The sequence below is a fragment of the Staphylococcus pseudintermedius genome (assembly GCF_001792775.2).
GTDB lineage: Bacteria > Bacillota > Bacilli > Staphylococcales > Staphylococcaceae > Staphylococcus > Staphylococcus pseudintermedius.
In genome coordinates, this window is record NZ_MLGE02000004.1 from 106,054 (window position 1) to 125,673 (window position 19,620).

Consider the following 19,620-nt stretch of genomic DNA (forward strand, 5'->3'; position numbering starts at 1 on the left):
GTTTATCCCTCATTTTCAGGTTGATTTTCCGCTACTTCTGGTACATTTTGTTCAATCATATCTGCAAATAAACCGTAAACATAACTTTCTGCGTTGAACGGTTGTAAGTCATCCAGTTTTTCACCTAAGCCAACGTATTTCACTGGAATATGCAATTCATTTCGGATGGCGAGGACGATACCGCCTTTAGCTGTTCCATCAAGTTTCGTTAAGACGATACCTGTCACGTCTGTCACTTCTTTAAATGCTTTCGCTTGTGCCAATGCATTTTGTCCTGTTGTCGCGTCGAGTGCCAGTAATACTTCGTGAGGTGCATCAGGTACTGAACGGCTAATGACACGTTTCACTTTTTCAAGTTCGTTCATTAAGTTTTGTTTATTTTGTAAACGACCCGCTGTATCACAAATTAAAATGTCGACACCTTTATTTTTCGCAGCGTTGATCGCATCGTACATGACAGCGGCTGGGTCAGAACCTTCACCTTGGCGAATGACATCAACACCAACACGTTGCCCCCATACTTCAAGTTGCTCAATCGCACCTGCACGGAATGTATCTCCAGCAGCTAACATCACTTTTTTACCTTGTGCTTGATAGCGGTGTGCAAGTTTACCGATAGTTGTCGTTTTACCAACACCATTCACACCCACCATTAAAATGACATTCAAGCGGCCGTCTTCAATATTCATCTCTTCTGACTTTTCATCGTCTTGTTGATAAATTTCTACAATTTTTTCGACGATTGCTTCACGCAAATCTTCTGTTTCAGTAATATTGCGACGTTTTGCTTCCATGCGTAATTCATCGACCAGTTCCATCACTGTATTGAAACCGACGTCGGCTTGGATTAACATTTCTTCTAATGCTTCAAAGAAATCTTCGTCGACTTTACGATAATGTGCTAATAAATTGTTTAATTGATTTTGGAAGTTTTCACGTGATTTTTCGAGTCCTTCACGGAATTTCGCACCAATTTTTTGTGATTCGAGCTCTTCAAATTCCTCAATCGACATCAAGCCATCATCAAATTCATCTTCAACCGAAGTTAAATCATTGTCTTGATGGACAGTTTCACTAGGAGCAGTATGTTGTGTGCGTTCAGGTTCCTGGTGTTCAACCGCATCTTGTTGCAAATCTTGTTTGAGTTGTTGTTCATTATCAGGTTTCGCAAATTTATCCTTTAATCGTTTAAAAAAGCTCATATTATGCTTGTTCCTCCTTCAATACTTCATCTATCGTATTTAAATTCACACTTACGAGTCGTGACACGCCCATTTCTTGCATGGTCACGCCGTAAAGACAATCACACATTTCCATTGTACCTTTACGGTGGGTAATGACAATGAATTGCGTCTCTTTCGACAATGTTTTCAAGTATGTCGCATATCGAATGACGTTCGCCTCATCCAGTGCTGCTTCGACCTCATCCAATATAACAAACGGTGCGGACCTTACTTTCAATATCGCAAACAGTAAGGCGATGGCACTTAACGCACGTTCTCCTCCACTTAATAACGACAAGTGCTGTAACTTTTTACCTGGGGGTTGGACTTTAATATCAACACCAGCTGTTAAGTAATCTTTTTCCGTCAATATGAGTTCCGCTTGACCGCCACCGAATAAATTTTTGAACACGCTCGCAAAGTGGTCTTGGATCGCATGGAATGTCGTACTGAAACGTTCCGCCACTTCTGCGTCCATTTCTTGAATAATTTGTTCTAACGTCGCTTTGGCTTCTCTTAAATCATTGCGTTGCTCCGATAAGAATGTATAACGTGCAGACACTTCTTCATATTGCTCAATCGCATTCAAATTCACATGGCCTAATTCATCAATCGACATTTGTGTAAGCTTCACTTTTTGGCGTAATGCATCAATATTCGCATCGGCTAACGAATAAGACGATTTCGCATGTTCGAATGTCATATGATATTTTTCATTCAAATGTTTCAACGCTTGATCAATGAGGACATCTAGCCTTGATTGTGCAGACTTGATATTTTGATACTGGTTTTCAATTTCTAACAATTTTTGATGAATGGACTCTAACGCTTGTTCATTCGATTCAATCAAGTCTTCAATATCTTGACGCTGTTGTCGTAATTGTCGCTGTTGTTCGAGATGACGTGTTTTAGCGTCTTGATATTTTGTAATTTGTGCTTGAATTTTTTCAAGTGTCGAACGGTCATTGACTTCATCTGAATTAATCAGTGCCAATTGATCCGTTAGTTTTTGTTGTTGTGCATCGATTTGTTGTTGTTCTTTTTCCATACGTTTGAGCTGTTGTTGTTGTGTCTTGATACGTTCAACAACGACAGCGAGATCAGACTTGTATTGATGAAGTTGTTGTTGTAATTGTGATGCTTGTGCTTGAGACACTTTGCGCTGTTCTGTCATTGCTTTAATTTGTTGCTCCATTTGTTCGAGCTGTTCCGCAATTTCAACTTGGCGCGCTTGTTTATCTTTTAATGTCGCTTCACTTTTATCACTTTGATACCCATCATTTTTTTCAAACTCAAACTCTTCATGTTCATTTTTTAAACGTTGTTCGATTTCACGATAACGATCATGTTCTAATGACAAATCGTGAAGTGCTTGTTTATACGTGTTGAAATCTTGTTGTGCTGTGACATATTGTTCACTCAACGTATCTTGTTGTGATTTTTGATTTTGACAAAACAGTTCCAATTGCTTCGTCTTTTCGAGATATGTCTCTAACTGGGCTTGCAGTTGTTGCAGTTCATCTTTTTGTCCGAGTAGGCTTTGACGTTGTTGTGTACCGCCCCCAGTCATTGAACCACCTGGATTAACGACATCACCTTCTAATGTGACGATGCGCGTTTGATATTGAATCGCGCGGGCCATGTCATTCGCATTTTTCAAGCCATCTACAATTAAAGTACGGCCTAATAAATTGTCGATAATCGCTTTGTATGTCGTATCAACTTTTACCGCTTCACTAGCGAGCGTCACAAATCCCGTCATTTGTTGGGCTGTTTGGACGACGCGTGGGTCTAATGTTTTTGCTTTAATGACGTTCAACGGTAAAAATGTGGCGCGCCCTAACTTTTTCGTTTTCAAAAATTGAATCGCTTGGCGGGCTGCTGCTTCATCAGATACGATGACATGTTGCATGCTCGCACCTAAAGCCGTTTCGATCGCTTTCGTATATTTTGAAGGGACATCGATTTGTTGTGCTACTGCACCATGAATCCCTTGTAATTGTTGAGCTTTCGCTTTTAAAACTGCTTTAACACCTTGATAAAAGCTACTCAAATCGTCTTCTCTCATTTTCATCGTTTCAATGCGTGCTTTCAACTTATCATTGTAACGGTAAGCTTGATACAGTTGTGATTCTGCCTCGGTTTGTTCAGATTTCGCTTTTGATAATGATGCCTCAATTTGTTTGCAATCATTTTCGATTTTTGTCATTTGCCGCTTTTTTTGTTGTTGACGTTGCTCGATGTCGTGCATATGTTGTTGGGCATCTTTTAACTGCGCATATGCTTCAGTCAATCTAGAATCGATACGAGATTGTTTCGCTTTATGTTCTTCAATCGTTTTCGTCAAAAATCGAATGTCATTGTTAATATCCGCTTGTTCAGTCATTAATTGATAATACGTATCTTTTAAGGTCTCAACATCTTCTTCCATCGTTTCGTCAGACTGATACAATTGTCCTTCGAGCGTTTGAATGTGTTGATTTAATTGTTGGCGCTTTTCTTTTAATTGACTCAGCGTTTTTTCAGTTTCTGCCACATCTTGATCTAATTGTTGCTGATGTTGTGCAATAGACGCTTGTTCTTCTTCAATACGCGCATTAGATTGTGATTGATTCTTTTGACGCTCTTCAATCAATTGATATTGCCCTGTCAACTTCTCCACTTGTTCTGTCGTTTCAATCAGTTGTTGGTTGACTTTTTCTAATTGCTGATCGACTTCAAAACGTTCACCTTTTGCCTTTTGCATCGTATGTGAGATTTGCGACTTTTTATGATGCGTATCGGCTTGCTGACTCTTTAATTCATTCAATGCCGTGTCATGTTCCGCAATTTGCGTTTGATGCGACACGATGTCATGCACCGTTACACGAATATCACTTTCTTTTAAAATGTCACTCAACTGCAAATACTCTTTCGCAATCGCCGCTTCTTCTTTTAACGGTTCCACACGACCTTCTAAATCGTACAAAATGTCTTCCACACGCGTTAAATTGTCTTCGGTATGGGACAACTTTTCTAATGATGCTTCTTTGCGCTTTTTATATTTCAATACTCCTGCAGACTCTTCAATGATTTGACGGCGATCAGTCGGTTTCGCGTTGAGCACTTCATCGACACGGCCTTGTGAAATAATGCTGAACGCTTCTTTACCGAGTCCAGAATCTAAAAAGAGCTCATGTATATCTTTCAGACGACGACGTTCATTATTGACATAAAATTCACTGTCACCATTCCGGTAAAGGCGTCTCGTTACGATAACTTCTGTCGCATCAAAATTCAACAAACCCTTGCTATTATCGAGTTTCAACTGTACTTCAGCAAAGTTTTGAGCATTGCGATGCTGTGCACCAGAAAAGATAATGTCTTCCATTTTACTGCCACGCAATGAACGTGCGGATTGTTCACCGAGCACCCATTTAATCGCATCAGTAATGTTACTCTTTCCACTACCATTTGGCCCAACGATGGCAGTGACACCTTTGTCAAATTGAATTTGAGTGGCTTCCGCAAATGATTTAAATCCGTATGCATCAATTGACTTTAAATAAACCATATTCTACTCCTTATGCGTCATCAATAAGTATGCTTGTTCGGCTGCTTTTTGTTCAGACTCTTTTTTCGTACGACCTTCACCTCGAGAGACGGCTTCCCCATTTAATAAGATTTCGGAGGTGAACGTTTTGTTGTGTGCAGGTCCCTCTTCTTTTGCAACCCGATACTTAATCACACCTAAATAGTTTTGATGAACATATTCTTGAAATTTTGTTTTAAAATCGACGACACCGATCAGTTGGCGTCCTTTAACGTGTGGGAAAATGACTGCTTCTGCAAATTGCCACACTGCTTCAAGCCCTTGGTCTAAATACAGTGCACCAACAAATGCTTCAAAGACATCCGCAACTAACGATGGACGTGTTCTCCCACCTGTTTTTTCTTCTCCTTTACCGAGCAAGATAAGCGGCATTAAATTGATATGTTGCGCGAAAACAACGAGCGAGGGTTCACAAACGATATTCGCACGCATTTTCGTCAATTCTCCTTCAGGCAACTTAGGGAATGCATCGAATAAATAACGCGATACAGTTAATTCAAGTACCGCATCTCCTAAAAACTCTAACCGTTCATTATGTTCAGTACGGTCCATGTTAAAGTCATTAATAAAACTAGAATGTGAAAAAGCTTGTTGATACAGTGACATATTATCATACGTCAAATTCAGTGCTTTCATTTTTTTCGCAAAATTCTCTTGAAACTCAGCGATGAGCGTTTCCTTACGCACTTTTGTCATGCCATCATTTCCTCCTTTATTTCTTTCAATCAGATGCATGGACATTTTCAATTTGATTATCCGACCATCCTCAGTTGCATATCACATTGTTAACACGCACATGGGATACTACAAGTTGTGACGACCGCTATAGTTGAATACGCTCTCAAACTTTTAGTGAGCACATCACATTGTCATCGTGTTCAATAAAAGTGAGACCCATCTTTTCAAAATCCATACCCATTACCATTATACGTGATATCCAAACCGAAACCTATCCATTCACTAAAACTTCTCATACTTTAAACTTCATATCAGGATAGGATTGGGATATAAAAAATTGGATGCTATTGATGCAATATTTTTGTTAAACTTCCCTTCCTATGATTTATGACTTTAGATTGCCTTCATGGCTTCGCGTTCCTAGGGGCTAGCCCTACAACTAACTCACGCTTGATTAAACTATTACATTTGATGAGGCGTTAGTGGATTTTGGGAGCAGTACAGAAATCTCATGTGTAACAAAGAGTTCGTCGTACTGCCCCCGAAAGACTGACTAGACTTCTCAAAAGGAACGCATTGAGAAGTCAGACAGCTACTGCGATAAATAGTACCCACTAAATAAATATCAGAAATCATATTTAAGTCTTTGATTCATCCCCTCAGGAGTCTCAGCCTTCTGAGCAATCTTAAATCAAATATCGTGAACTGAAGGCAAGTTTATGAAGTCAAGAAAACAATAGCATCAATTTTTATCCCATTCACCCTCATTTTCCGACCGTATTAAAGTCATTAATGAATCAGCAATCTATGTATGGCTTGAGGCTTAATTTTTCCAAGCCCCATTCCTCGGTATACACAGCAAAATATAGTAAAGGAGCTGAGGAAACTTAATGTCCCAGCTCCGATAATCATTATTTGTCAAGTGTATTAATGTAATTAACAGCGTCTCCCACTGTGTTGATTTTTTCGGCTTCTTCATCTGGAATTTCAGTACCGAATTCATCTTCTAATTCCATTACTAACTCTGCGATATCAAGTGAATCAGCGCCTAGATCGTCTTTGAAAGATGCATCTTCAGTGACTTTGTCAGCGTCTACGCCTAAACGGTCAACGATGATGTCTTTTACTTTATCGAAGTTTTCCACGTTGTTTCACCTCCTTATAAAATAATGCTTTGTTTATGTAACGCATGTTGCGCGTTTTTTTATCGAATTGAAGTACTCGACTGTTATATTTTGCCATTTTATCGACTTAAATACAACCCATTTCAATGAAGTTCACCGCGTTCTACATACATTTCATTAACATCTTATGTGCGTTGAACAAAAATCTCTGTTTTCACTCAAGATTTCATAATCGATACGCTGTCATGATTATTCCATGTGCATGCCACCATTGACATGAATCGTTTGGCCAGTAATATATGCTGCTTTATCTGAAGCTAAAAATGCTACTGTATGCGCGATGTCTGTATCTTGACCGAAACGACCTAATGGAATTTGTGTTTTCATCGTCTCTTTCAAGTCATCGTTTAACGCATCAGTCATATCTGAAACGATAAAGCCTGGCGCAACAGCGTTGACAGTAATGTTACGTGATGCCAATTCGCGCGCTGCAGTTTTCGTCATGCCAATAACGCCTGCTTTAGACGCCACATAGTTAATTTGACCTGGGTTCCCAACTGCACCAACAACACTTGTTAAGTTGATAATGCGTCCAGCACGTTGTTTCAACATTTGTGGCGTTGCTTTTTGGATACAGTTAAAGACACCTTTTAAGTTTGTATCAATCACATCATCCCACTCATGTTCTTTCATTCTCATGAGTAAGTTGTCTCTCGTAATACCTGCGTTGTTCACAAGCACGTCAAGTGAACCGAAAGTTTTGACGATTTCTTTAATCATGGCTTTCACTTCATCACCATTTGCAACATTTGCTTGCATAGCAACACTTTCGACACCTTTATTTTTAATTTCTTCAACAACGGCCTCTGCTTTTTCTTGGTTACCCGCGTAGTTAACGACAACATTGTATCCTTCTTCAGCAAGTTGTAAGGCAATACTACGGCCAATTCCACGTGAAGCACCTGTCACTAATGCAACTTTACTCATTTCCAATCCATTCCTTTACATCTTCGAGCGTTTGAATCGAAGTTATTTTTACATCTCTACTCATTTTTTTAACTAAACCTGATAATACTTTGTTCGGACCGACTTCAATGAAATGATCCACACCTTGATCGATTAACCATTGAACAGAATCAATAAATTGCACCGGCGAATACAATTGTTTCACCATTTGTTGTTTAATCGTCTCTGCGTCTGTTTCAGGTCTTGCATGAACATTTTGTACGACGGGGGTTGTCGCATCATGCCACTCAAATTGATTGATATACGTTTTAAATTCATCTTCAATGACTTGCATCATAGACGAATGAAACGGTCCTGAAACGTCTAATGGCATCACTCTTTTCGCACCAAGTGATTTACCTTCACTCACTAAACGATCCACAGCAACTTTATGACCTGACACAACGATTTGTCCTGGTGCATTAATATTCGCAGGCTCGACGATAGCATCTTCTGTTGAGATTTGATCACAAATGGCTTTCACTTCATCAAATGATAAACCTAATACTGCAGCCATACCACCAACACCATTTGGAAATGCTTGTGCCATCAATTCGCCACGTTTACGAACGATTTGTACGGCATCTTCAAACTTTAAAACACCGCTCATCACAAGGCTTGAGTATTCGCCTAAACTGTGACCAATCGTGTAATCAGCAGTCGATTGACCCATCGCAGCATAAAGTGCCATGCTATGTGTTAACAGTGCAGGTTGTGTATTTTCAGTTTGCCCTAACACTTGATTGGGATCTTCAAACATCGTCTCAAGTAAATTAAATGGCATGTGTTCAGCGGCTGCTTCTAAAATTTTCGTCGCCGCTTCATCTTGTTGATACAAGTCTTGTGCCATCCCTACCTTTTGTGCCCCTTGTCCAGGGAACATCAACACAGTTTTACTCATCAGTGTCGCCTACCTTTGCTCTCATATTTTCAACAATTTTTGTTTCACCCGCAATTTTCGCTTGACGAATCGCTGAATAAAACGCCTTTGCATTTGAACTGCCGTGCGCTTTGACCACGATACCGTCCAATCCTAACAACACTGAACCGCCATATTCGGAATAGTCCAACTGTTTCGCGATACGTTTAATGTCATTTTTTAAGACGAGTGCTGCTAATTTATTCTTAAGGCTCGATAACAAATCATTTTTCAAAATTTTACCGAATGATTTGGCAGTGCCTTCTAGGTTTTTCAATACGATATTACCTGTAAAACCATCTGTCACAATTACGTCAGCTTCATCTTCCATAATCGATTTTGCTTCAATATTGCCGGTAAATTTGAATTGGTCTGTTTCAGACATTAAACGAAATGCTTCTTTTGTTAAGCTATTCCCTTTTTTATCTTCTGTCCCAATATTCAATAATGCCACTCTCGGTTCTGCAATATCTCTTAACTTTTGCGCATAAATATGACCGAGTACTGCATTTTGATACAAATGATCCGCTTTCGCATCAGCATTTGCACCGACGTCTAAAAATACGACACCTTTACCGCTCACCGTCGGCAAAGTAACGACTAACGCTGGTCGCGCCACCCCTGGCAAACGCCCTACAATAAAGAGGCCTGCCGACATGAGTGCGCCTGTGTTACCTGCTGAGACACATCCGTCTGCTTCTCCATTTTTCACTGCTTCCGCCATACGGACCATAGAGCTGTCTTTTTTGCGTTTAATGGCACGCACTGGCTCATCTTCCATTGAAATCTCTTCAGTTGTATGACGTATTTCAATTCTTGGATGGTTCAAATGACATTGCTTTTCATCACCGAAAAGAATAATCTCCAAATCATCGAAATCTTGTACCGCTTTTTCAACAGCTTCAAGTACGATGTGAGGGGCATCGTCGCCACCCATCATATCTACAGCTAGTTTTACCATCTTATTCATCCTCGCTTATGTAATACATTTTAAATAGGCCTTCAAAGACTTTTTCTTGCGCAACGAATGACGTCACACTCATTTCATAATATTTATCATCATGAAATTGGACTTCCGCTTCTGCAACAACGACATCACCCAATTGTACAGGTTTGACAAAGTGGATGTGACTTTCTTTCGTCAGTACGGATGCGTGTTTCACAATCGCGACACATAATGAATTCGCTTGTGCAAACAACACATGTCCACGTGCAATCGCATTTCGCGTAAAGACATCTTTTTTTGAAATCGTCATAATTGACTTCCCAGATAAATTAGGTTCTAGTGACACGATATCACCTATAATGTCTTGATCTTCAAGGGCACTAATATTTTGATATTGATCTTTTGCTACATTTTTCACGCGTTCTCGAAGTTCAGGAATTTGTAACTGGCTTCGATCAAGGCGTATCGTCTGTATGCTCACTTCAAACATATCACTCAAAGCTTGATCAGTGATAAATGGATTTTGCTGGATGGTAGTTTCAATAAGTGTCCGTCTTTCATCTTTCGTCTTTTTCACATCATCGCCACCCAAATTTAGTACCAAGTCTTAATCGACTCCATTTTATTTTAACATGTTTACAGCACAGTTCAAAATGATTTCATGTCACATCAACACGCGAATATCAGGTCATTTGACTACCGATTAATCAAAGCTTTGGTACAACACTTTATCTTCAATAAATGTCCGCAACCGTTCAAATTCATTCGTAAAAAACACACCTGACTGCATTAATTGAGCTGCTTCATCTCTCGCTACTTCTAACATGCGATAATCCTCGACCAAATTGCCCACTAAAAAGTCAGGCAAACCACTTTGTTTCACACCAAAGAAATCGCCGGGCCCCCGCATTTCTAAATCTTTCTCACTCAATTCAAACCCGTCCGTCGTTTGCGTCATAATTTGCATACGTTCGATTCCTGTTTCTGTTTTAGGGGAAGCAATGAGTACACAATAACTTTGAAAATCACTACGACCTACACGACCACGCAATTGATGTAACGTCGACAACCCGAAACGATCCGCGTCATAAATCATCATAAAAGTCGCATTGGGCACATTCACACCGACTTCAACAACGGTTGTTGCAACAAGGACATCGAGTTCATGTGCACTGTACCGATGCATGACGTCATCTTTTTCATCTGCGCTCATTTTCCCATGTAATAAACCGATTCTTCGCTGTGGTAACGCTACTTGTAAATTTTCATACAGTGCAATCGCGTTTTGGACGTCTTCTAAATGTTCCGAGCTTTCGATAAGCGGTGAAATGACATACGCCTGTCTCCCTTGTCGCAACTCGCGTTCCATATGTTCAATGACTTGGGCGTATTGCTCATGTTTCACCCAGTAAGTTTCAATCGGTTTACGGCCTTTTGGTAAACTTTTAATTGAGGAGACATCCATTTCACCAAATACTGAAATGGCGAGCGTTCTAGGAATCGGTGTTGCAGTCATAAAGAGAACATTGCTGAGTGCACCTTTTTCACGTAACTTTTGACGCTGTTGCACCCCAAAACGATGCTGTTCGTCCGTAATCACAAGACCCACATTATGAAACGCCACATCATCTTGAATCAATGCATGTGTACCAATCAAGCAATCAATTTCGCCATTTGCTAACCGTTCAAGCAAGAGCTGACGTTTTTTCCCTTTGACAGAACCAGTTAACAGCGCTACGTTCATATACGGTCCAAATAATTCGACCAAACTTTCCGCATGCTGTTCCGCTAAAATCTCTGTCGGTACCATCAATGCTGATTGGTATCCTGCTGTTTTCATCGCATACATACAAATCGCCGCTACGACCGTTTTACCGGAGCCCACGTCCCCTTGTAATAAACGGTGCATACGTATTGGTGCTTTCAAATCACGGAAAATTTCATTCACACTTTGTTTTTGCCCCTCTGTCAGCTCAAAAGGCAACGTCTCTATAAACGTTTTAACTTGCTGAATATCATATTGTACTTCTATCGCTTCTTCTGACATTTTTTCCATACGATTGAGCCACTGCATACGAAGCTCAAACATAAAAAATTCTGTAAAAGCAAACGTCCGGCGTGCACGTAATAACGATTGCTGATCTTTCGCTTCATGAAGGGCATGTATAGTATCATGTAACGTTTCTAACTTGTATTGTTCACGCATCGAAGCCGGCAACCATTCATGAATTGTAATGTCTTGTAGTGTTTGTTGAATCATATCGCGCAACGTTTTTTGTTTTAACCCTTCTTTCACACGATAAACAGGTGTAAACTGCGCATCCGCTAACTGCGACAGATCAAAAAACATTTTCTGACCATTAATTTCTTGTTTACGGCGAGACCATTTTCCTTTAATAACGACCGTCTCATGCAACTGAATTTTATTTTTCAAATAGGGTTGATTGAAGAACACTGCTTTGACCGCAATCCCATTAATCATGAGATGAACTGTCAATTTTGAACGATTTCTTCCAAAAAAAGCGACAGTGGGGGTTGAATATACTTCCCCGCGAACTGTCACATGAGATTCATCTTCAGCCGTCGTCAAATCAACCAACGTATTATCTTCATAACGCGTCGGTAAATAAAGCACCAAATCTTGAATGGTATGAATATTCATTTCGTTTAAAATGGCCAACCGTTTAGGACCTAACCCTTTGATGTCCTTAAGCGCATAAGGATTTTCAATGAGGTTTAACTTTGTCATTATTAATCACCAAAAATCTGTTGTTTTAATCGCTGACCTGTTGGTGTACCCGCTAAGCCACCACGACCTGTTTCACGCAAAGCAGATGGCATCGTTTGACCAATTTTATACATCGCATCAATGACTTCATCTGTTGGAATGCGAGATGTAATACCTGCCAATGCCATATCCGCTGACACAATCGCATTGGACGCGCCCGCCGCATTACGTTTTACACAAGGTACTTCCACTAAGCCTGCCACTGGATCACATACGAGACCTAACATATTTTTAAGACAAATCGCAAAACCTTCTGCAGATTGTTGCGGTGATCCGCCAGCTGCTTCAACAATTGCCGCAGCTGCCATTGCACTTGCTGAACCGACTTCTGCTTGACAGCCACCTGCCGCACCAGAAATAGACGCATTGTTCGCTACAACAAAACCAAAAGCACCCGACGTGAGTAAAAAGTTCAACATATCTTGTCGGTTTAATTGTAATCTATTTTTAAGTGAAAATAAAACACCAGGAACAACGCCAGCAGAACCCGCAGTAGGTGTTGCACAAATTTTCCCCATCGCTGCATTCACTTCATTTGTCGCTACTGCTTTACTTACTGCATCTAACACTAGATTACCTGCTAATGCTTGGCCGCTTTCGATGTATTGTTTCATTAAGACCGCATCGCCACCCGTTAATCCTGTTTTAGAAGTGACCCCTGCTAATCCTTCTTCAAGTGCATTTTCCATCGTTTGTAAATTACGATCCATGTGCGTATACACTTCTTCAGCTGTCATACCCGTTACAGCCATTTCTTGCTCTAACATAACTTCATAAATCGCTTTATTCTCCGCTTCACATCTCTCAATTAATTCTTTGACACTTTTAAACATTTTCACGTCTGTCATCATTTAATTATCCCCCATCAACGAAACTGTTACGACACCTGGAACTTGTCGAATCGCATCTAAAATCTTGTCATTCACTTCATCGTCCAGTTCACACGTCATTAACGCTTGATCACCTTTTTCTTTTCGTGACACTTGCATACTGCCGACGTTAATACCGTCATCACCTAAAATATTGGCAACTTTACCAATCGTACCAAATGTATCTTGATGAAATACGAGTAATGTCGGATAGTTACCACTAATGGCTAATGGAAAACCGTTAATCGCGACAATTTCAATTTTACCGCCACCAATCGATACGCCTTCAACAGAAATATTTTTTACTCCATCGGTCATGTCGATAATTGCTGTGTTTGGATGTGAACGTTCTTCACTCATTTCAATAAAGTGTATGCGCATGCCGGCCTCTTTTGCAGTTTCGAGACTCGTTACAATGCGATCGTCATCTGTGTCATAGCCGAGTAATCCCCCGACTAATGCGACGTCTGTACCGTGCCCTTTGTATGTTTCCATAAATGAGCCGTATAGATAGATGTCTGCCCGTTCTGGTTGTTTGCCGAATAGATCTCTTGCGACAAGACCGATTCTGACGGCACCTGCTGTATGTGAAGATGACGGACCAACCATTGTAGGTCCGATAATATCAAATACGCTTTTATATTTCATTTTTGCTCCCCCCGTTTTTGACCATCAAATGTGTCTCTTTATTATATCAATGTTCTTTGTAGAATGTAATTTTTGTTGTTTTTTATTATTTGTGTTTGATTGTGTTGTTTTTCCTATATGGTTTTGAACATTTGGTGTTTGTGATACGTTTGGTTTTGATGCGGTGTTTTTGATACATTTCAGGTTATAATGTCGCGTTGGTTTTGACATTGTAGCTCACAGAATACTATTCCTTTAACATTTCAGTTATTTGGATTGCTTGCCACCCTCACGTTCCTAGGCGCTCGCTTCAACTCAATTCGGCTTAATTGTGGTGTACATGGGGTGGTTGCCGAATTGGATTTTGGGAGCAGTACAGTAATCTCATGTGTAACAAAGATTTCGTTGTATTGCCCCCGCAAGGCTGACTGGGCTTCTCAAAAGCAAGCGTATTGAGAAGTCAGACAACTACTGCGATAACCATTAACCACTTTCAAGGTTTAAAGACATGCATTTGTATTGAACTCTATGCCTCAGGAGTCTTGGGTGGCTTTGGCAATCTCTGGCATCGTTTTTGAGCCGTCATGATACATGGAAGGCATGTCCACTTGTTGCCTAAGAACAGTTCAATAGACTTAATGCCTACACCATTACACTTCTGTACCAAGAAGCACCTTTGAAAATCAAAAGCAGTCCATTTTAACTACAGTTTCAAAAAGGCATATGCTCATTTTCAATACCCTTTTCTAGAATTATCAAGACACACGATGCAAATCAAAAAATATACTACATTTACTAACATTAAGTAAACATCAAGTGGTGAGTTGATTTCTGCCCTAGGAATGCGAAGGTTAAGTTCGTCAATCTGTTAACAACGCTCTACTCCGTAATACGGAAAACCCAACGACCATTAAAAAGCATCAAACAACGATGATACGTCGTCTGATGCTTTTTAGGTTCTATCAATCAAACTATTCTACTGCAAATAAGTATGGATAAATTGGCTGTTGACCGTCTTGTACTTCAACTTCAACGTCTTCATAGTGCTCACCTACGAATGTTTCAATCCAATCTGTTAATTCGCTCTCCGCTTCTTCACCTGTGATAATCGTTAAAATTTCACTATCTTCGCTTAACATGTGATTTAAAGTATCTTTCAATACGGTTTGCTTGTCTCGGTCACTTGCGATGATTTTATCTTCTACAAGTCCCATGAAAGCACCTTTTTCAATTTCGATACCGTCAATTTTCGTATCTCTCACGGCATAAGTCATCGCACCTGACTGGATGTCGTCAATAGCTGCAGTCATTGCTTCTTCGTTAGTCGCTAGGTCCGCGCTTTCATCATAATGGAACATGGCTGCGATACCTTGTGGGACAGTACGTGTTGGAATAATGATCGTTTCAACTTCAACAATATCTGCTGCTTGTTGACTCGCCATTTGAATATTTTTATTATTCGGTAAAATAATGGCACGCTTACAACCACTGTCGTTAATCACTTTGACAATGTCTTCAGTTGAAGGGTTCATCGTTTGACCGCCACTAATGACATGTGTCGCACCCATTGATTTGAACAGCTTTGTAATGCCGTCACCCATTGAAATGGTAATGACCGCTGTTTCTACAGTTTGTGTTGTATCATTTATATTTTTTGTTTTAGATTGATGTGCTGCTTCTTTACGTAAAACTTCACGGTGTTGTTCACGCATATTTTCAGCTTTAACTTTAATCAATTCACCGTACTTTTGACCGAATGAAAAGACTTCACCTGGTGTTTCTGTATGAACATGGACTTTCACGATTTCGTCATCACTAATTACCAATAATGAATCCCCAAACTGGCTCATTTCTTGTCTAAAGTCAGCTTCATCAAACGGTGCTTTATCTGCTTCGAAACGCACCATCATTTCTGTACAATAGCCATAGACGATATCATCTGTATCAATAACCCCATGAAAATCGTGTTCATCATTAAAGAAAGCTTCACGATCGACTTTCGGTGCTTCTGCGACAATTTTTTCACCTTTCATCGCTTTAAGGAAACCTTCATAAACTAATGTCAGGCCTTTACCACCGCTATCTACAACGCCGACTTCTTTCAGCACTGGTAATAAATTAGGTGTATTTTCAAGTGACTTTTGCGCTTCTTCATAAACATACGCCATCACTTCCAAACAATCGTCTGTTTCTTGCGCTTTTTTAACAGCTGCTGCACCGGCATCTTTAGCGACAGTCAAAATTGTCCCTTCCACCGGTTTCATGACTGCTTTATAAGCTGTTTTAACACCAGCTTCAAAACTTTCCGCGAATTGTTTGACATCAATTTCTTCTTTATCTTCTAATGCTTTTGAAAATCCGCGGAAAATTTGAGATAGAATAACACCAGAGTTGCCTCGTGCGCCCATCAATAATCCTTTAGAAAAAGCTTTACCTAAGTTCCCAATATGAGCCGTCAAATGGGCCTGTACTTCTTCACGTCCAGAAGTCATTGACAAGTTCATATTTGTACCTGTATCCCCATCAGGCACAGGGTAAACATTTAATGCATCCACCATGTCCGCATTATTTGATAAATTTTGTGCCCCTTGTATAATCATGTCGGCAAATAGATTACCGTTGATCTTCGTTATCATGCAAATATCCTCCTATTTGTCTTTCCCGTCATTATTAAAGCGCACGCCCTGAACAAAAATATTCACAGAGTTGACTTTAAGTTTTAATGTATTTTCTAAAGTATATTTCACAGTTGATTGCACGTTTTGCGCAACTTCTGAAATTTTCACACCGTAACTTACAATAATGTGCATATCTACGTCTAATACACCATTATCTTCCCTCACTACGATCCCTTTCGCATAGTTTTCATGTCCTAAAATTTCAGCAATACCGTCTCTCACTTGTTGACGTGAAGCCATTCCAACAATACCATAACATTCTACAGCTTTACCGCCTACAATTGACGCGATTACTTCATTTGAGATATCGATACTTCCATAATCATTTGTAATTTCTAAAGCCATCCTTTTCGCCTCCTATTTACAAATTCACTCTTTTATATCATCTATCACTATATTTATTAAAATTGATTACCAATCATTAAAAAACACTCTGATTTCTAATAATATTATATTACTATATCTGACGAGTCGTTGCCAATATACGTATGTGCACGATTACATTTTCTCATATTTCAGTTAATCACAGTTTCAAATTATATCAGAAAGTGCATAACACAAAAAGTGATTTATGAAAATATAACCTAACTTTTTATTGCATGTCAATTATTAATGTGGTATATTACCTTAGTATGTAGTAGAAAAGTGTATTTGTATTTCTTAAAGGAGGTACGATGATGGGTAAAGAATGTTTCGTAACAGGACGTAAAGCTTCAACAGGTAACAGACGTTCACACGCGTTAAACTCAACTAAACGTCGTTGGAATGCTAACTTACAAAAAGTTAGAATCCTTGTTGATGGTAAACCTAAAAAAGTTTGGGTTTCAACTCGTGCTTTAAAATCAGGTAAAGTTACTCGCGTATAATTAACAACATATATCGAAATAAAAAACAGGTCTTTATGTGGGAGACCTGTTTTTTTATTGCTACTCATTTTTACTTATCTCGACTTCTCATGACATAGACGCCACCTCGATGAACGATGACCTCTCCTTGTTTTGCATCAAATTCGTTTGAGACTGTTAAAGTTTCGCCTCGATTCAACTGCTGCTCGCACAATTCATATTTAAACCCTTTTAATGAAAGTACGACTTGATCCACCCCTTGCATAAACGAAACATAACGATAAGCTGTATCATTTTGTAATACATGCTGACCTTTAGTTAAATATTCGATTTCATTTTGTTGATCAATGAGTTGAATACGCACCGCTTCAAAATCAGGGTGTTGCAGGAGTTCCATAGCGCCCATAAAATGATCTAAACGTCCACCTGTTGCCCCAAAAATTTGAATATGATGATACCCTTGTTCCACTGCAGTGCGTACAGCAAGGGCTAGGTCTGTATCGGCTTTTTCGGCTGGTACGGGCTCAATGGCAATGCGTGATTGTACCCATTCGCGTTCACTTTCAGAAATTGAATCAAAATCGCCTACCGCAAAGATTGGCGTAATATTGTGTTGTAATAAAATCATCGTCCCTCTATCTACGCCCCCCCATGTTTGATGGCGTTGGTTGTCGAACAATGCTTCTGGCAATTCGCGATCACTACAGAGCAAGCCAATGACTTTATCATTCATTACAGTTCACCTTTTAAACGTTGGTTCGCTTCTTTATAGTCTGCTCGGCTAAAGAAATACGAACCTGCTACTAACCAATCTGCACCTGCTTCAATGACTTGTTTCGCTGTTTGATCATTAATACCACCGTCGACTTCAATTTTAAAGTCAAGTTGGCGATTTTTTCGTATGTCATCTAATTGTTTAATTTTATCTACGGCAGCTGGAAGGAATGCTTGACCGCCAAAACCTGGATTCACAGACATGACTAAGACGAAATCCACCTCCTCAATGATCGCATCTAAAGCATGTACAGGTGTCCCTGGATTGATGACAACGCCCGCTTCAACACCATGTTTCTTAATATTTTGAACCACTCTATGAATATGTGGATTACCTTCCATGTGCACTGAAATTTTGTTCACACCTTTTTCCGCAAATGCTTCGACATAGTCATTCGGCGTCTCAATCATCAAGTGTGCATCAATCGGTAAATCCGTTGCCGCACGAATCGCTTCAAGCACTGGAAAACCAATTGAAATATTAGGTACGAATTGGCCATCCATCACATCAAAATGTAATGCATCAATCCCACTTTCTTCTAATTTTGTTAATTCTTGTTTTAAGTTTAAAAAATCAGCTGATAATAAAGAAGGAAAAACTTTTGTCATTAGTATCTTACCTTTCGATTTGATATTTCATTATATAATTGTACGTAATGGTCATAACGGAATGCTGGCAATTTTCCTGCATCTAACATCGCTTTGACATGACAACGCGGTTCATTAATATGATAACAATCTCTAAATTTACAGTATGCCCCTAATTCGGCAATATCGATAAAATAGTCTCGCAAATCTTCTTTTTCAATATGATCAAAATCGAGCGCACTAAAGCCAGGTGTGTCGGCGATATGACCTTGCTCGCGTGGATAAAGTTCGACATGGCGCGTCGTATGCTTGCCTCGGTTGAGTGATTGTGAAATTTCATTCGTCTCCAACCCAAGACTCGGCGCATAACGGTTGAGTAATGTCGATTTCCCTACCCCTGATTGTCCACTCAATACGGCAAGTCCAGGTGCCCAATGTTGAAATACTTCAGCCACATCATCATCTTTACCAATAAACTGTGTTTGATAACCAATTTTTTCGTAATATTTGAGAACTTCTTCAATAGCTGCTTGCTCTTCTTTTGATGCAAGATCCTTTTTCGTAATGAGTATACTCGGTTGTAACCCATATGAATGACCAATCACGAGAAAGCGATCTAACAATTGTGTTGAAAAATCAGGAGACACCGCACTCATCACGACAATGAGTAAATCGATATTGCTCACTGGTGGCCTTTTTAATTCATTACGACGTTCATGTACGTGTTGGATATAACCCGATGCATGTGTTTCCACATCAATATCCACAATATCTCCAACGATAGGCGTAATTTGCTTTTTTCTGAAGAGTCCGCGTGGTTTTGCATCAAACATTTCACCGTTGACGTCAACGCGATAGACACCGCTGATTGATTTAATAATTCGACCTGTTTTCAAATTCACACCTCTTTTTCGTTAATATCCTCAATTATTATATCAAAGCCTTATAGACAATGATATGATTT

At 39.6% G+C, this 19,620-nt stretch carries 17 protein-coding genes; 1 reads left to right on the forward strand and 16 read right to left on the reverse strand.

The annotated features are described in order from the left end of the window. Positions 1-2: 2 nt before the first annotated feature. From ftsY to BJK46_RS04585, 13 genes are all read right to left on the reverse strand, one after another. Entirely contained in the window at positions 3-1,202 is a 1,200-nt protein-coding gene (ftsY, locus tag BJK46_RS04525) for a signal recognition particle-docking protein FtsY (protein ID WP_063278821.1), read from the reverse strand. Between the two features lies 1 nt (position 1,203). Then, positions 1,204-4,776 carry a chromosome segregation protein SMC gene (gene smc / locus BJK46_RS04530; protein ID WP_096535778.1) on the reverse strand — a complete coding sequence of 1,191 codons (3,573 nt, stop codon included), beginning with the start codon at positions 4,774-4,776 and terminating at the stop codon, positions 1,204-1,206. 3 nt (positions 4,777-4,779) lie between these two features. Then, positions 4,780-5,511, reverse strand: a complete 732-nt coding sequence (rnc, locus tag BJK46_RS04535; RefSeq protein WP_014614122.1) for a ribonuclease III — start codon at positions 5,509-5,511, stop codon at positions 4,780-4,782. A gap of 893 nt (positions 5,512-6,404) precedes the next feature. After that, positions 6,405-6,638 (reverse strand): acyl carrier protein, encoded by a 234-nt coding sequence (locus BJK46_RS04540; RefSeq protein WP_014614123.1) that lies wholly within the window; start codon positions 6,636-6,638, stop codon positions 6,405-6,407. Between the two features lie 228 nt (positions 6,639-6,866). Beyond that, a complete protein-coding gene (gene fabG / locus BJK46_RS04545) occupies positions 6,867-7,604 on the reverse strand; it encodes a 3-oxoacyl-[acyl-carrier-protein] reductase (protein ID WP_014614124.1) in 738 nt (245 codons plus the stop codon). Beyond that, a complete protein-coding gene (gene fabD, locus BJK46_RS04550) occupies positions 7,597-8,523 on the reverse strand; it encodes an ACP S-malonyltransferase (RefSeq protein WP_014614125.1) in 927 nt (308 codons plus the stop codon). Before fabD ends, fabG begins: the two co-directional genes overlap by 8 nt. Beyond that, positions 8,516-9,502, reverse strand: coding sequence for a phosphate acyltransferase PlsX (gene plsX / locus BJK46_RS04555; RefSeq protein WP_103263441.1), 987 nt, complete (start codon positions 9,500-9,502; stop codon positions 8,516-8,518). The genes fabD and plsX overlap by 8 nt, the downstream gene beginning before the upstream one ends. 1 nt (position 9,503) lies before the next feature. Next, positions 9,504-10,064 carry a transcription factor FapR gene (fapR, locus tag BJK46_RS04560; RefSeq protein ID WP_026066989.1) on the reverse strand — a complete coding sequence of 187 codons (561 nt, stop codon included), beginning with the start codon at positions 10,062-10,064 and terminating at the stop codon, positions 9,504-9,506. A 126-nt stretch (positions 10,065-10,190) separates the two neighbouring features. Then, entirely contained in the window at positions 10,191-12,236 is a 2,046-nt protein-coding gene (gene recG, locus BJK46_RS04565; RefSeq protein WP_014614128.1) for an ATP-dependent DNA helicase RecG, read from the reverse strand. Positions 12,237-12,238: 2 nt separating this feature from the next. Continuing rightward, positions 12,239-13,108 carry an L-serine ammonia-lyase, iron-sulfur-dependent, subunit alpha gene (sdaAA, locus tag BJK46_RS04570; RefSeq protein WP_031254141.1) on the reverse strand — a complete coding sequence of 290 codons (870 nt, stop codon included), beginning with the start codon at positions 13,106-13,108 and terminating at the stop codon, positions 12,239-12,241. 18 nt (positions 13,109-13,126) lie between these two features. Continuing rightward, positions 13,127-13,792: an L-serine ammonia-lyase, iron-sulfur-dependent subunit beta gene (sdaAB, locus tag BJK46_RS04575; RefSeq protein WP_014614130.1), complete on the reverse strand. Its 666-nt coding sequence runs from the start codon at positions 13,790-13,792 to the stop codon at positions 13,127-13,129. Between the two features lie 950 nt (positions 13,793-14,742). Continuing rightward, complete coding sequence (gene fakA / locus BJK46_RS04580; RefSeq protein WP_065354395.1) at positions 14,743-16,407, reverse strand: fatty acid kinase catalytic subunit FakA; 1,665 nt, start codon at positions 16,405-16,407, stop codon at positions 14,743-14,745. 12 nt (positions 16,408-16,419) lie between these two features. Beyond that, positions 16,420-16,794, reverse strand: coding sequence for an Asp23/Gls24 family envelope stress response protein (locus tag BJK46_RS04585; protein ID WP_014614132.1), 375 nt, complete (start codon positions 16,792-16,794; stop codon positions 16,420-16,422). Between the two features lie 332 nt (positions 16,795-17,126). On the opposite strand from BJK46_RS04585, the gene rpmB reads away from it, so the two are divergent. After that, entirely contained in the window at positions 17,127-17,315 is a 189-nt protein-coding gene (rpmB, locus tag BJK46_RS04590) for a 50S ribosomal protein L28 (protein ID WP_014614133.1), read from the forward strand. A 70-nt stretch (positions 17,316-17,385) separates the two neighbouring features. Here rpmB and BJK46_RS04595 read toward each other — a convergent pair whose 3' ends face one another. The 3 genes from BJK46_RS04595 to rsgA are packed head-to-tail and all read right to left on the reverse strand — an operon-like array spanning position 17,386 to position 19,552. After that, positions 17,386-18,027, reverse strand: coding sequence for a thiamine diphosphokinase (locus tag BJK46_RS04595; protein WP_070407571.1), 642 nt, complete (start codon positions 18,025-18,027; stop codon positions 17,386-17,388). Continuing rightward, the gene (rpe, locus tag BJK46_RS04600) at positions 18,027-18,677 is read right to left on the reverse strand and encodes a ribulose-phosphate 3-epimerase (RefSeq protein WP_014614135.1); all 651 of its coding nucleotides are present in this window, start codon (positions 18,675-18,677) and stop codon (positions 18,027-18,029) included. Before rpe ends, BJK46_RS04595 begins: the two co-directional genes overlap by 1 nt. Then, on the reverse strand, positions 18,677-19,552 hold the full coding sequence (rsgA, locus tag BJK46_RS04605; protein WP_103263442.1) for a ribosome small subunit-dependent GTPase A: 876 nt from the start codon (positions 19,550-19,552) through the stop codon (positions 18,677-18,679). The genes rpe and rsgA overlap by 1 nt, the downstream gene beginning before the upstream one ends. Between the last annotated feature and the right edge of the window lie 68 nt (positions 19,553-19,620).

Bases quoted from the DNA above. Each gene is read 5' to 3' on its own strand.
- BJK46_RS04585 (WP_014614132.1), bottom strand. From the start codon at position 16,794: ATGGCTTTAGAAATTACAAATGATTATGGAAGTATCGATATCTCAAAT.
- rpmB (WP_014614133.1), top strand. From the start codon at position 17,127: ATGGGTAAAGAATGTTTCGTAACAGGACGTAAAGCTTCAACAGGTAAC.
- plsX (WP_103263441.1), bottom strand. From the start codon at position 9,502: ATGGTAAAACTAGCTGTAGATATGATGGGTGGCGACGATGCCCCTCAC.
- ftsY (WP_063278821.1), bottom strand. From the start codon at position 1,202: ATGAGCTTTTTTAAACGATTAAAGGATAAATTTGCGAAACCTGATAAT.
- fabD (WP_014614125.1), bottom strand. From the start codon at position 8,523: ATGAGTAAAACTGTGTTGATGTTCCCTGGACAAGGGGCACAAAAGGTA.
- rnc (WP_014614122.1), bottom strand. From the start codon at position 5,511: ATGACAAAAGTGCGTAAGGAAACGCTCATCGCTGAGTTTCAAGAGAAT.
- sdaAA (WP_031254141.1), bottom strand. From the start codon at position 13,108: ATGTTTAAAAGTGTCAAAGAATTAATTGAGAGATGTGAAGCGGAGAAT.
- sdaAB (WP_014614130.1), bottom strand. From the start codon at position 13,792: ATGAAATATAAAAGCGTATTTGATATTATCGGACCTACAATGGTTGGT.
- rpe (WP_014614135.1), bottom strand. From the start codon at position 18,677: ATGACAAAAGTTTTTCCTTCTTTATTATCAGCTGATTTTTTAAACTTA.
- fabG (WP_014614124.1), bottom strand. From the start codon at position 7,604: ATGAGTAAAGTTGCATTAGTGACAGGTGCTTCACGTGGAATTGGCCGT.
- BJK46_RS04595 (WP_070407571.1), bottom strand. From the start codon at position 18,027: ATGAATGATAAAGTCATTGGCTTGCTCTGTAGTGATCGCGAATTGCCA.
- recG (WP_014614128.1), bottom strand. From the start codon at position 12,236: ATGACAAAGTTAAACCTCATTGAAAATCCTTATGCGCTTAAGGACATC.
- fakA (WP_065354395.1), bottom strand. From the start codon at position 16,407: ATGATAACGAAGATCAACGGTAATCTATTTGCCGACATGATTATACAA.
- smc (WP_096535778.1), bottom strand. From the start codon at position 4,776: ATGGTTTATTTAAAGTCAATTGATGCATACGGATTTAAATCATTTGCG.